Origin of the sequence: Vagococcus coleopterorum (assembly GCF_011303955.1) — a bacterium.
GTDB classification, from domain to species: Bacteria; Bacillota; Bacilli; order Lactobacillales; family Vagococcaceae; genus Vagococcus_D; species Vagococcus_D coleopterorum.
This window is the reverse complement of record NZ_CP049886.1, coordinates 1,044,039-1,056,803: the sequence shown is the minus strand read 5'-3', so window position 1 is coordinate 1,056,803 and position 12,765 is coordinate 1,044,039. Positions and strand designations below refer to the sequence as shown.

The following is a 12,765-nucleotide window of genomic DNA, read 5'->3' as shown; positions in this document are numbered from 1 at the left end:
TTGCTTTAAATTTATATTTAAATATATCTATCAACTAGTCTAAAAAAGAACCTTTCTACAGCAAGGTTCTTTTTAGACACTTTTATATTTTTTTAATATGAGAGCGCCCTATAACTTTGTGTTCTCCATAAATTTAAAAATTGACTATTAGCCATTTTTTTATTCTTTTCATTTGTCCAAGGATCATTAAAAAATACATTGTTTGCATCATACCCAGTTAAAGTTACTGCGTGAAATGGAAACCCATGCATCGTTAGCCAAACAACAACTGGTTTTTCATTATTAATATAGACTTTCAAAGTGTTAAACGATGATCTCGATAAATCAATATATGAACCGACATAATTATTAACTAGTCTTCGAAATGCTGGTGGAAAAGCATACCCTGTATCTAAAAATGGGTTGCCTACATATCCAACATTTGGGTTACCCGAGTTAAAACTTAATTGTTTTGTTAGCATTACCTTATTATAGTTTTTTCCTGTTGCGTAATTGATTAGCATTGTTACTGCTGTAGCTTCACAACCTGATGGCATTTCTGGCAATTGCCAAATAACTGGTAAATCGAGAATTTTTTCTGTCATTTCAAATGCATTCTTATGAACCCAAACACCTTTTTGGGCCTCGTAATAGACACCATTACTTGTTGTTGCTTGTCGTTTGATTGCATATGTATTGCCAACCTTTAAATTGTTCTTTGATAGACCCAACGATCTATAACCATAGTAATTATATGGCAAGCTAAAGGCTGACATGTTGCCATTCTTCAATTTGGCTTTGAAATTGACTTGTTTATAGCTCTCTTTATCCATTGATTTGAAGGCATTTTTGTGGATCCATAACCCTTCTTTTACTTCGTAATAGATGCCATTACTTGTTGTGGCTTGACGCTTGATAATACGTTGCGACCCGACCGCCATATTATCTTTCGCTACTCCTAAGTTTCTATAACCATAATAATTATATGGCAAACTAAAAGCTGACATGTTGCCATTTTTTAGTGTTGTCTTGATGTTAACGGTTTGATAGCTCTCTTTATCCATTGATTTGAAAGCATTTTTGTGGATCCATAACCCTTCTTTTACTTCGTAATAGATGCCATTACTTGTTGTGGCTTGACGCTTGATAATACGTTGTGACCCGACCGCCATATTATCTTTCGCTACTCCTAAGTTTCTATAACCATAATAATTATATGGCAAACTAAAAGCTGACATGTTGCCATTTTTTAGTGTTGTCTTGATGTTAACGGTTTGATAGCTCTCTTTATCCATTGATTTGAAAGCATTTTTGTGGATCCATAACCCTTCTTTTACTTCGTAATAGATGCCATTACTTGTTGTGGCTTGACGCTTGATAATACGTTGTGACCCGACCGCCATATTATCTTTCGCTACTCCTAAGTTTCTATAACCATAATAATTATATGGCAAACTAAAAGCTGACATGTTGCCATTTTTTAATGTGGCTTTTATATTAATATCTTGATACATTTCTTCGTCCATTGATTTGAAGGCATTTTTATGAATCCATAACCCTTCTTTTACTTCGTAATAGATGCCATTACTTGTTGTGGCTTGACGCTTGATAATACGTTGTGACCCGACCGCCATATTATCTTTCGCTACTCCTAAGTTTCTATAACCATAATAATTATATGGCAAACTAAAAGCTGACATGTTGCCATTTTTTAATGTGGCTTTTATATTAATATCTTGATACATTTCTTCGTCCATTGATTTGAAGGCATTTTTATGAATCCATAACCCTTCTTTTACTTCGTAATAGATGCCATTACTTGTTGTGGCTTGACGCTTGATAATACGTTGTGAACCAACTACCATATTATCTTTTGCTAATCCTAAGTTTATATACCCTTCATAGCCATATGGAAGCGACCAGGCTGACACACTCCCATTTTTTAATACGGCTCTTAAATCTATCTCTTGATAATCTTCTACCATATCAAGTTGCTCTGAAATTTGTTCATCCTTAACAGGTAATGACTCTGTTGGAATTTCTTCAATTAATGAATCTTCAGTAATACTTTCTGAACTAGCAAGCTGTTCAGAATCATTCGCAAAACTAGTCAAACCAATCTCGTTTGAGTTATCATCTTTTGTTTCTAACATCGATTCACTGGATTCATTATCAAAACTTTGAGTTACGCCTACCTTTTCAACTGTTTCATCAATAGTATCCGCAATGACGATAGAGGCCATTAATGGATTAATAAACATCATAACAACACAAATTTTTATCATATTTTTCATAACATATCCTCCATTATATTTATCCGAAAAAAAAACTCTTGCATAAGCAAGAGCTTTCTACCTTGTTAATCTTTAGATTAACGACGGATTTCTTTGATACGAGCTGCTTTACCGTGTAATTCGCGGATGTAATAAAGTTTAGCACGACGCACTTTACCATGACGAACAACTTCGATTTCTGCAACACGTGGAGTATGTACTGGGAATGTACGCTCAACACCAACACCACCAGAAATTTTACGAACTGTATAAGTTTCGCTAATTCCAGCACCTTGACGTTTGATAACAATTCCTTCGAACAATTGGATACGTTCACGAGTACCCTCTACAACTTTCGCGTGAACACGTACAGTGTCACCAGGGCGGAAGTCAGGGATATCACTACGTAATTGATCTTGTGTGATTGCTTCGATTAATGGATTCATATTTCTTTCTCCTTTGACAAACATTCTTGCGATCTATGTCACAGCGGAATATCGTAATATGAATGCTTTTGCACTCAAAAGATAGTTTAACATAGTCAAATGTTGATGTAAAGGCTTTTTACATTATTAAAAGGAGCGAGCTACTTAGCTCCCTCCTCATTTTTGACTTCATCTAATAATTTAATCATTTCAGGGGTCATCTCAAGTGCTTCAAGCATTTCAGGACGACGTTGATATGTTCTTCTTAGGGACTCTTTTAATTGCCACTCAGCAATTAATTTATGATTACCATTACGAACAACTTCTGGTACTTCCATCCCTTTATATTTCGCAGGACGGGTATATTGTGGGTGTTCTAGTAAACCAGTAGAATGAGAGTCAGTGATGGCTGATTCATCATTGCCTAAAACATCAGGTAACAACCGGACTGTCGCATCGATCATCACCATGGCTCCTAGTTCACCACCTGTTAAGACATAATCTCCTAGAGAAACTTCATCTGTCACATAGGTTCTAATCCGTTCATCATAGCCTTCATAGTGACCACAGATAAAGACTAAATGTTCTTCTTCAGAAAACTCTTCCGCCATTTTTTGATCAAACTTTTTCCCAGCTGGATCAAGTAGAATCACTCGTTTTTTAGTATCCGGTGTTTCTTTTTCAATCGCTTGAAGACTCTCATCAATGGGTTGAACTTTTAGCAGCATACCTGCTCCACCACCGTATGGATAATCATCAACATTTTTATGTTTACTATCAGAGAAATCACGGAAGTTAGTGACTTTTACTTCTAGCAGTTTTTTCTCAATAGCTTTCCCTAAGATTGATTCCGTTAATGGGCCATCAAACATTCTTGGGAATAATGTTAAAACATCAATTCTCATGTTAGTCTAGCAACCCTTCTGGAATTTCTACTGTTACTTTACCTGCTTCTAAATCAATTGTTTTGACAACTGATTCAATATAAGGAATCAAAGCATCTTTAGCTCCCTGACGTTGAACAACCCATACGTCATTAGCTCCTGGTGATAAAATTTCTTTAATTTTACCAACTAAAGTCCCATCTTCTTCCACTACTTCTAAACCAATGATTTCGTGATAGTAAAATTCATTATCATCTAAGTCATGTAATTCTGTAGCGGGAATTTTTAAAATCCCATCACGATATTTTTCGATATCATTGATACTTGGGTGATCTTCAAAGGCTACAATATCAAAGTTTTTATGTTTACGATGACTACGAATCTTTAATTTCACTGGATTCTTGCTTTCTTGGAACAAGAATAAAACATTCCCTACTTTGTAACGTTCTTCCGCAAAGTCGGTTTTTGAAATCACGCGTACTTCACCACGTAATCCTTGGGTATTAACAATTTTTCCTACATTATAAAAATCAGCCATAACGGTCTCCTCTTCAAGTGAATTCTTGTCCTATTGTATCATTCTACGACTAATTTTTCCATGACAACAAAAAAACTCTCAAGTACCGAAGTACTTAAGAGTTTATTTACCATCTAATATGTTTAAACGAACCTTTTTAGGTCCATCAATTCGCACACTGTAAACAATTGTACGAATAGCTTTCGCTACACGACCTTGTTTTCCAATAATACGACCAATATCTTCCGGATCAACAGTTAAATTATACTCGATAAAATCCGCAGATTCCGTCAGGTCTAACTTAACACTGTCTGGGTGAGTGACTAATGGACGTACAATAGCATAAACTAATTCTTTCACATCTGTCATATTTTATCCCACCTTATTTTTTAGAAAATTTAGCTTCATGATGTTTTTGCATGATGCCTTCAGTTGATAATAAGTTACGAACTGTATCAGAAGGTTGAGCACCTTTAGATAACCATTCTAAAACTAAATCTTCTTTAATTGTTACTTGTGCTGGATCTAATAAAGGATTGTAAGTTCCAACTGTTTCGATGAAACGACCATCACGTGGAGAACGTGAATCTGCAACTACGATACGGTAGAAAGGACTTTTTTTAGAACCCATACGTTTTAAACGGATTTTAACTGACATTGAATACACCTCCAACTATTTTTTACAAGACTTAGTTTACCATGGAATAAAAACCATGTAAAGTGTTTTTTCTTTACATGACTTTTTTATTTCATAATATTATATATTTCTAATGACAATTGAGATATTTGCTCATACGTTACATAGTCTTGGGTCATTACTGATAAAATATATGGTTCATTAGCATAGACCACCGCAATATCGTGTCTGTAATCATCCACATCACCTATTTTATGAGCTACCTTTACGGGTAAATATTTAGGGATTCGTTGATTATCATAAACTGTATTTTGCATATATTTAATACTTTGTCCACCCTCTTGATAAATTGCTTTTATTAGAGCAGCATTTTCTCTAGGTGAGACTCTGAATGGGGAGTTCCAACTTCTGCCAATTATTCTTGAAATTTCATTTCTCATTGCCGTATTATATTTATTTGCTGCATAATAACCCAAAAAGTTAGCACCTTGATTATCGGAATATTTTATCGTCCAATTTAATATTGTATCAATCTGAAACGATTTACCAAATGGTTGATTCTGTAAGATACCAGCTCCTCCTCTACCATAAGAAAGGGCCATTTGATTTATCGAATCAGTATAAACAAAATACTTAGTTGGTAACAATTTTTTCTGATTTATCATTTTTTGAGTGTAATAGATTGCTGGCAACTTCCCTGTACTCGCTGCTACCATTTGTTTATTACCATTTATTTGTGCAGTTCCACCGTCATTTAAAGACTCAACGTATATTCCAAATTTATATGAATTGTATTTTTTATCCAAAAGTTTTTGAACTTTTTTCAACTTTTCTTCACTTGTAGTAAATGCATTCTTATGAACCCAAACACCTTTTTGGGCCTCGTAATAGACACCATTACTTGTTGTTGCTTGTCGTTTGATTGCATATGTATTGCCAACCTTTAAATTGTTCTTTGATAGACCCAACGATCTATAACCATAGTAATTATATGGCAAGCTAAAGGCTGACATGTTGCCATTCTTCAATTTGGCTTTGAAATTGACTTGTTTATAGCTCTCTTTATCCATTGATTTGAAGGCATTTTTGTGGATCCATAACCCTTCTTTTACTTCGTAATAGATGCCATTACTTGTTGTGGCTTGACGCTTGATAATACGTTGCGACCCGACCGCCATATTATCTTTCGCTACTCCTAAGTTTCTATAACCATAATAATTATATGGCAAACTAAAAGCTGACATGTTGCCATTTTTTAGTGTTGTCTTGATGTTAACGGTTTGATAGCTCTCTTTATCCATTGATTTGAAAGCATTTTTGTGGATCCATAACCCTTCTTTTACTTCGTAATAGATGCCATTACTTGTTGTGGCTTGACGCTTGATAATACGTTGTGACCCGACCGCCATATTATCTTTCGCTACTCCTAAGTTTCTATAACCATAATAATTATATGGCAAACTAAAAGCTGACATGTTGCCATTTTTTAGTGTTGTCTTGATGTTAACGGTTTGATAGCTCTCTTTATCCATTGATTTGAAAGCATTTTTGTGGATCCATAACCCTTCTTTTACTTCGTAATAGATGCCATTACTTGTTGTGGCTTGACGCTTGATAATACGTTGTGACCCGACCGCCATATTATCTTTCGCTACTCCTAAGTTTCTATAACCATAATAATTATATGGCAAACTAAAAGCTGACATGTTGCCATTTTTTAATGTGGCTTTTATATTAATATCTTGATACATTTCTTCGTCCATTGATTTGAAGGCATTTTTATGAATCCATAACCCTTCTTTTACTTCGTAATAGATGCCATTACTTGTTGTGGCTTGACGCTTGATAATACGTTGTGACCCGACCGCCATATTATCTTTCGCTACTCCTAAGTTTCTATAACCATAATAATTATATGGCAAACTAAAAGCTGACATGTTGCCATTTTTTAATGTGGCTTTTATATTAATATCTTGATACATTTCTTCGTCCATTGATTTGAAGGCATTTTTATGAATCCATAACCCTTCTTTTACTTCGTAATAGATGCCATTACTTGTTGTGGCTTGACGCTTGATAATACGTTGTGAACCAACTACCATATTATCTTTTGCTAATCCTAAGTTTATATACCCTTCATAGCCATATGGAAGCGACCAGGCTGACACACTCCCATTTTTTAATACGGCTCTTAAATCTATCTCTTGATAATCTTCTACCATATCAAGATCAAGTTGCTCTGAAATTTGTTCATCCTTAACAGGTAATGACTCTGTTGGAATTTCTTCAATTAATGAATCTTCAGTAATACTTTCTGAACTAGCAAGCTGTTCAGAATCATTCGCAAAACTAGTCAAACCAATCTCGTTTGAGTTATCATCTTTTGTTTCTAACATCGATTCACTGGATTCATTATCAAAACTTTGAGTTACGCCTACCTTTTCAACTGTTTCATCAATAGTATCCGCAATGACGATAGAGGCCATTAATGGATTAATAAACATCATAACAACACAAATTTTTATCATATTTTTCATGACATATCCTCCTTAAGATAAAAAGCTAGTTATTAACTAGCTTTTTATAGTTTATATTATATTATCTTTTCTTTTTCTTTTTCTTCTTGCCTTTGTTCATCTTCTTCGTCATTTGGTTCATGGCCATTTTACCCATCTTACCTTTAATTCCTGAACCAAACATTTGGTCCATTCCGGCAGGCATTTTACCATTAGACATTTGTTGCATCATCTTACGTGATTCGTTGAATTGTTTAATCATGCGGTTAACTTCAACCACTTGATTACCCGAACCAGCAGCAATACGACGGCGACGGCTTGGATTTAACAAGCCTGGATTTTCACGTTCTTCAGGCGTCATTGAGAAGACGATGGCTTTTTTACGTGCGACATCTTTTGGATCGACTTTAATCTGATCTAAGCCTGGCATATTGCTCATACCAGGAATCATTTTAAGCAAATCTTCAATTGGTCCCATTCCCATCACTTGATCCAGTTGCTCGATAAAGTCATTGAAATCAAAGGTGTTTTCTTTCATCTTAGTGGCAAGTTCAGTTGCTTTCTTTTCATCGAATTCAGCTTCTGCTTTTTCGATTAACGTCAACATGTCACCCATACCTAAGATACGACTAGACATCCGATCTGGATGGAAGACTTCTAAATCAGTAAGCTTTTCACCAGTACCGACGAATTTAATCGGTTTACCAGTAACCGCACGGATTGAAAGGGCCGCACCACCACGAGTGTCCCCGTCTAATTTAGTCACGATAACACCAGAAATATCTAATTGTTCATTGAAACTTTCAGCAACGGTAACCGCATCTTGACCAGTCATACCATCTACTACTAAAAGTGTTTCATCAGGATTCGCTAATTCTTTAATTTGTTTTAATTCATCCATTAAGGCTTCATCAATATGTAAACGACCTGCCGTATCAATGAAGACATAGTCATTTTTATTTTCAGCCGCTTGAGCTAAACCTTGACGAACGATTTCAACTGGACTAACATCTGTCCCCATATCAAAGACAGGTGCATCAATTTGTTGTCCTAAAACTTTTAATTGCTCAATCGCCGCTGGACGGTACACGTCACCTGCAATTAATAATGGACGAGCATTTTCAGTTTTCATTAAATGCTTAGCTAACTTACCAACAATGGTTGTTTTACCAGCACCTTGTAACCCAGACATCATAATGATGGTTGGGATTTTCGGTGATTTATTTAATGGAACTGTTTCTGTCCCTAAAGTTGCGGTTAATTCTTCGTCAACAATCTTAACGATTTGTTGAGCGGGGCTTAAACTTTCTAAGACTTCCACACCAACTGCTCGATCACTAACTCGTTTTGTAAAGTCTTTAACGACTTTAAAGTTAACATCGGCTTCTAATAACGCCAGACGAATCTCACGCATCATTTCTTTTACGTCTGCTTCGGATACCTTCCCTTTACGACGTAATTTTGACATCGCTCCTTGTAAGCGATCCGTTAAACTTTCAAATGCCATCTCTTACACTCCTATCTAATCTTCAATCTCTTGAATCGCAGCAAGCATTTGTTGCAACTCTTGATCTTCCGGGTATTTGTCATTCACATGTTCTTGCATCTCTTTAATCAAATCTTTTCGCACAATGAAGTCAGAATACATATGCAACTTACGCTCATAGTTTTCTAAAATCTTTTCAGTCCGCTTAATGTTATCGTAGACTGCTTGACGACTCACATTATACTCTTCAGAAATTTCTGTTAAAGAAAAGTCATCCGCATAGTAAAGCTCAATATAATTCATTTGTTTTTCAGTTAAAAGTGTTGAATAAAATTCAAATAACGCATTCATACGGTTCGTTTTTTCAATATTCACGTGCTTCCTCCTTCAACTGGAACTTTACTAGCTCTCAAGTTATATATTATACCACAAGCCTTACCCCTTTTTAAGTCTTTTTAACTAGGGACTAGGCAATGACTTTTCAATATGCTATACTAAGGTATGCGATGAGGCGACACGGAACTCGCAGTGGGAGTTCCCCCCAACCGTTAAGACTTTGTGGAAGGTCTGGTTGGGGCTTTTTTTATACCAAAAAATAAAAAGCAGTTAGTAGGAAACCCTACTGACTGCTTTTTTGTTTATAATTTTTGTCTGTTTAAACTTAATGAATTTAGTAGCACACTCACTGAACTAAAGGCCATCGCACCACCTGCTACCATTGGATTTAATAACCCTAATGCAGCAAATGGAATGCCGATTGTGTTGTAGATGAAGGCCCAGAATAAATTCTGTTTGATTTTTCGCATCGTTAATTTTGATAATTTAATCATTTTAGGCAATTGTTTTAAATCACCTGTCATCAATGTGACATCAGCTGTTTCCATGGCAATATCGGTACCCGTTCCCATGGCGATTCCCACATCGGCAACGGCTAAAGCTGGAGCATCGTTAATCCCATCACCAACCATCGCAACAAACTTCCCTTTATCTTCTAACAATTTAACATAGTTCGCCTTATCTTCTGGTAAAACTTCGGCATAAATATGACGACTATCTAGTCCCACTTGCTCGCCAATATACTCAGCTGTTCGTTGGTTGTCTCCTGTTAGCATAAAGACATCCACACCTTGTTCTTTTAATTTCGCTACAGCTTCGGCAGAGCTTTCTTTCAATTGATCAGCTACGGCAATAATGGCGCATATTTCTTTTTCATTAGCCAAGTACATCGCTGTCTTACCTTCAATTTCTAAGTTTCCTACTCGTTCTAGCTGACCCAGCGTCAGTGGGATATCATGACTCTCCATTAAACGTCTTGTACCAACGTAATACTTTGTACCATCAATTTTACCTGTTAGACCTGAACCAACAATTGCTTCAAACTCTGATACTGGGTAGTCTGTTCCTAACCCTAGATTATCTGCATAGGTCACAATCGCTTGCGCTAAAGGATGCTCTGAGCGACTTTCTAGACTAGCTAAAATACCTAACCACTCATCAGCAGAAAACTGAGAACTTGTTGATTCAAATTCTGTCACTTCTGGTTGACCTTTAGTCAGGGTGCCTGTTTTATCAATGACAATCGCATTAATCCTTGCAGCACGTTCTAAAGCTTCGCCACCTTTAATTAAAATACCATTCTTAGCTCCTAGACCTGTTCCCACCATAATTGCTGTTGGTGTTGCTAAGCCTAAAGCACAAGGACAGGCAATTACTAACACAGAAACGCTATGAATTAGAGCTGTTTCCCAATTCTTAGTGAGCAAACCAGTGATGATTAATGTTAATAAAGCAATCACTAATACGATTGGCACAAAGACTGAAGCGATTTTATCTGCTACCGCTTGAATCGGTGCTTTACTGCCTTGCGCTTCCTCTACCATCCGAATAATGCGAGATAAGGCCGTTTCCGAACCAATTTGTTTGGCTTCAAAAACCAGAGAACCAGTTGTGTTAATTGTTCCCCCATATACTTTATCGCCAACATTTTTTTCGATTGGTAAACTCTCACCAGTTAACATGCTTTCATCAATCGTTGTTTGTCCTTCAAGAATGACACCATCAACTGGTACTTGAGAACCTGGTTTAACTTGAACATGATCACCAACAACCACTTCATCAGCTGATATCGTCAAAGTTTTACCATCACGAATTACAGTCGCTTCATTCGCTTGTAATGCCATTAACTGTTTAATAGCCCCACTGGTTTTATTCTTAGCATTTTGTTCTAGGTACTTCCCTAATAAAATTAACGTGATAATAACTGCACTACTTTCAAAATATAGTTCATGGCTATTTTGACTAAAGAATCCATTATATATACTTAATAAGTAAGCCGCAGTTGTTCCCATAGCAACTAGTACATCCATATTAGGCGCTTTTGTTTTAATCGCATGATAAGCACCTTTGTAGAAACGCCAACCAATCCAAAACTGAACAGGTGTTGCCAAGGCCAACTGTACCCATGGCTTATGAATAAAATCAATGACTGGATTTTGAACACCTACCATCATCAAAATCATCCCAATAACCATTGGTAAACTTAAACAAGCACTGATGATTAAATCACGTTTCATCTTAGCTGCTTCTTCTGCTTTGCCAGCTGCAATTTCTTCTTTGTGTTGGTCATCATAAACTAGTGCACCATAGCCAATTGCTTCCACACTAGTAATTAATTTATCAACCGATGTTGTGTCATCGTATTCCACAGTGGCACGCTCCGTTGCTAAGTTAACTGATGCTTGTTTCACACCTGGTTGATTGTTTAATTCTTTTTCCACACGACCTGAACAGTTTGCACAAGTCATACCTGAAATAGCCAATGTTTCTGTTTTATTAGACATCTTAGATGACCTCCGCTCCGTAGCCAGCATTTTTAATGGCACTGACTAGATCAATAATTCCAACTTCTTTTTCATCATACTTAACTTTAGCTGTTTCTTTTTTTAGATTAACTTTAACTTTTTTGACACCATCTAATTCTTCTAGCTGTTTTTCAACATTCGCAACACAATGTTCACAGGACATACCTGATACTTTAAATGTTAATTTCATGACTAATTCCTTCTTTCTTTATCCTAGTTAGTTTGATGTTCTTGACACTCACACTGACCGGGGATGCAATTACACGTAACCTCTGATACAGTTTTTTTATTTCCTAATGCCTGTTGAATCTTTTGAACATCTTCTTGCGTCAATTCTGCCTCATTAATAATATCAATAATACTATTACCCATTTTTTTAGCACATACCCGTGAGAATAAATCTGCTGTAGCAGATTTTAGCGTTGCTTCTTCTGTGACTAATGGACGATAGATATATTTGTTACCATCCGCTTTCGTTCCCAGCATATCTTTTTTTACTAAACGGCCAATTAGCGTTTTAATCGTTGCTGGTTTCCAATTCATTGTTTCAGAAAGACTAGCAATTATTTCTGGACTTGTCGTTTCACCCTTAGCCCACACAACACGCATGACTTGCCATTCCGCTTCGCTAATTTTATTTAAACTCATTAACACCCCTCCTGAACTACAACTGTAATCTCTTTACATTTCAAATTTACCACCAACGATTACAAGTGTCAACCCAAAAGATTCTAATAAAAAAAGACCTACATGGTAGGTCTTACAACTAAACTATTTAAATTTGACTGCTGTCCCATAAGCCGCAACAGATTGCATATCTGTCCCGATTGAGCCCGAGTCAAAACGCATCATCACAACTGCATCCGCTCCCATTTTGGCTGCATTTTCACGCAAACGGTCAATTGAAATATCACGCGATTCTTCTAGCATTTCACTGTAGGCTTTGATTTCTCCACCAACAATATTTTTTAAACTGGCACCAATATTTTTAAAGACGTTTTTCGATTGTGTTGTTAAACCAAAAACTTCTCCAATCACTTCATATTCACGACCGGGAATATTTTCTGTTGTTACCACTAACATTTTTTCATTCATTATAAATTCCTCCTCAATTTGTTATTCATCGTATTATACCCCGATTACTAAATAATCACCACTTGTCTGTTCAATCTCATTGCTTAGCGTTA

General features: G+C 36.1%; 13 protein-coding genes. All 13 read right to left on the bottom strand.

Going from position 1 to position 12,765, the window contains the following annotated elements; genetic code table 11:
* Positions 1 to 92: 92 nt before the first annotated feature.
* The 13 genes from G7081_RS05255 to G7081_RS05195 all read right to left on the bottom strand — a co-directional run bounded on the left by G7081_RS05255 (position 93) and on the right by G7081_RS05195 (position 12,673).
* Positions 93 to 2,273, bottom strand: a complete 2,181-nt coding sequence (locus G7081_RS05255) for a C39 family peptidase (RefSeq protein WP_166007908.1) — start codon at positions 2,271 to 2,273, stop codon at positions 93 to 95.
* A gap of 77 nt (positions 2,274 to 2,350) precedes the next feature.
* A complete protein-coding gene (rplS, locus tag G7081_RS05250; protein WP_166007907.1) occupies positions 2,351 to 2,698 on the bottom strand; it encodes a 50S ribosomal protein L19 in 348 nt (115 codons plus the stop codon).
* 140 nt (positions 2,699 to 2,838) lie between these two features.
* Positions 2,839 to 3,582, bottom strand: coding sequence for a tRNA (guanosine(37)-N1)-methyltransferase TrmD (gene trmD, locus G7081_RS05245; protein ID WP_166007906.1), 744 nt, complete (start codon positions 3,580 to 3,582; stop codon positions 2,839 to 2,841).
* Position 3,583: 1 nt separating this feature from the next.
* Positions 3,584 to 4,099 carry a ribosome maturation factor RimM gene (gene rimM / locus G7081_RS05240; protein WP_166007905.1) on the bottom strand — a complete coding sequence of 172 codons (516 nt, stop codon included), beginning with the start codon at positions 4,097 to 4,099 and terminating at the stop codon, positions 3,584 to 3,586.
* A 102-nt stretch (positions 4,100 to 4,201) separates the two neighbouring features.
* Entirely contained in the window at positions 4,202 to 4,447 is a 246-nt protein-coding gene (locus G7081_RS05235; protein ID WP_166007904.1) for a KH domain-containing protein, read from the bottom strand.
* A 13-nt stretch (positions 4,448 to 4,460) separates the two neighbouring features.
* Positions 4,461 to 4,736 (bottom strand): 30S ribosomal protein S16, encoded by a 276-nt coding sequence (gene rpsP / locus G7081_RS05230; RefSeq protein WP_126830757.1) that lies wholly within the window; start codon positions 4,734 to 4,736, stop codon positions 4,461 to 4,463.
* 86 nt (positions 4,737 to 4,822) lie between these two features.
* Positions 4,823 to 7,252, bottom strand: coding sequence for a serine hydrolase (locus G7081_RS05225; protein WP_166007903.1), 2,430 nt, complete (start codon positions 7,250 to 7,252; stop codon positions 4,823 to 4,825).
* Between the two features lie 61 nt (positions 7,253 to 7,313).
* A complete protein-coding gene (gene ffh, locus G7081_RS05220) occupies positions 7,314 to 8,738 on the bottom strand; it encodes a signal recognition particle protein (protein ID WP_166007902.1) in 1,425 nt (474 codons plus the stop codon).
* Between the two features lie 15 nt (positions 8,739 to 8,753).
* Entirely contained in the window at positions 8,754 to 9,092 is a 339-nt protein-coding gene (locus tag G7081_RS05215; protein ID WP_166007901.1) for a putative DNA-binding protein, read from the bottom strand.
* Between the two features lie 263 nt (positions 9,093 to 9,355).
* Positions 9,356 to 11,557: a heavy metal translocating P-type ATPase gene (locus G7081_RS05210; RefSeq protein WP_202982253.1), complete on the bottom strand. Its 2,202-nt coding sequence runs from the start codon at positions 11,555 to 11,557 to the stop codon at positions 9,356 to 9,358.
* A gap of 1 nt (position 11,558) precedes the next feature.
* Positions 11,559 to 11,768 (bottom strand): copper chaperone CopZ, encoded by a 210-nt coding sequence (gene copZ, locus G7081_RS05205; protein ID WP_166007900.1) that lies wholly within the window; start codon positions 11,766 to 11,768, stop codon positions 11,559 to 11,561.
* 23 nt (positions 11,769 to 11,791) lie between these two features.
* A complete protein-coding gene (locus tag G7081_RS05200; RefSeq protein WP_166007899.1) occupies positions 11,792 to 12,226 on the bottom strand; it encodes a CopY/TcrY family copper transport repressor in 435 nt (144 codons plus the stop codon).
* A gap of 123 nt (positions 12,227 to 12,349) precedes the next feature.
* A complete protein-coding gene (locus tag G7081_RS05195) occupies positions 12,350 to 12,673 on the bottom strand; it encodes a heavy metal-binding domain-containing protein (RefSeq protein WP_166007898.1) in 324 nt (107 codons plus the stop codon).
* Positions 12,674 to 12,765: the final 92 nt, after the last annotated feature.

Excerpts from the sequence above, each read along its gene's own strand:
- G7081_RS05225 (WP_166007903.1), bottom strand. The coding sequence starts at position 7,252 with ATGAAAAATATGATAAAAATTTGTGTTGTTATGATGTTTATTAATCCA.
- G7081_RS05235 (WP_166007904.1), bottom strand. The coding sequence starts at position 4,447 with ATGACAGATGTGAAAGAATTAGTTTATGCTATTGTACGTCCATTAGTC.
- rimM (WP_166007905.1), bottom strand. The coding sequence starts at position 4,099 with ATGGCTGATTTTTATAATGTAGGAAAAATTGTTAATACCCAAGGATTA.
- G7081_RS05255 (WP_166007908.1), bottom strand. The coding sequence starts at position 2,273 with ATGAAAAATATGATAAAAATTTGTGTTGTTATGATGTTTATTAATCCA.
- G7081_RS05195 (WP_166007898.1), bottom strand. The coding sequence starts at position 12,673 with ATGAATGAAAAAATGTTAGTGGTAACAACAGAAAATATTCCCGGTCGT.
- G7081_RS05210 (WP_202982253.1), bottom strand. The coding sequence starts at position 11,557 with ATGTCTAATAAAACAGAAACATTGGCTATTTCAGGTATGACTTGTGCA.
- G7081_RS05200 (WP_166007899.1), bottom strand. The coding sequence starts at position 12,226 with ATGAGTTTAAATAAAATTAGCGAAGCGGAATGGCAAGTCATGCGTGTT.
- copZ (WP_166007900.1), bottom strand. The coding sequence starts at position 11,768 with ATGAAATTAACATTTAAAGTATCAGGTATGTCCTGTGAACATTGTGTT.
- trmD (WP_166007906.1), bottom strand. The coding sequence starts at position 3,582 with ATGAGAATTGATGTTTTAACATTATTCCCAAGAATGTTTGATGGCCCA.
- ffh (WP_166007902.1), bottom strand. The coding sequence starts at position 8,738 with ATGGCATTTGAAAGTTTAACGGATCGCTTACAAGGAGCGATGTCAAAA.
- rplS (WP_166007907.1), bottom strand. The coding sequence starts at position 2,698 with ATGAATCCATTAATCGAAGCAATCACACAAGATCAATTACGTAGTGAT.
- rpsP (WP_126830757.1), bottom strand. The coding sequence starts at position 4,736 with ATGTCAGTTAAAATCCGTTTAAAACGTATGGGTTCTAAAAAAAGTCCT.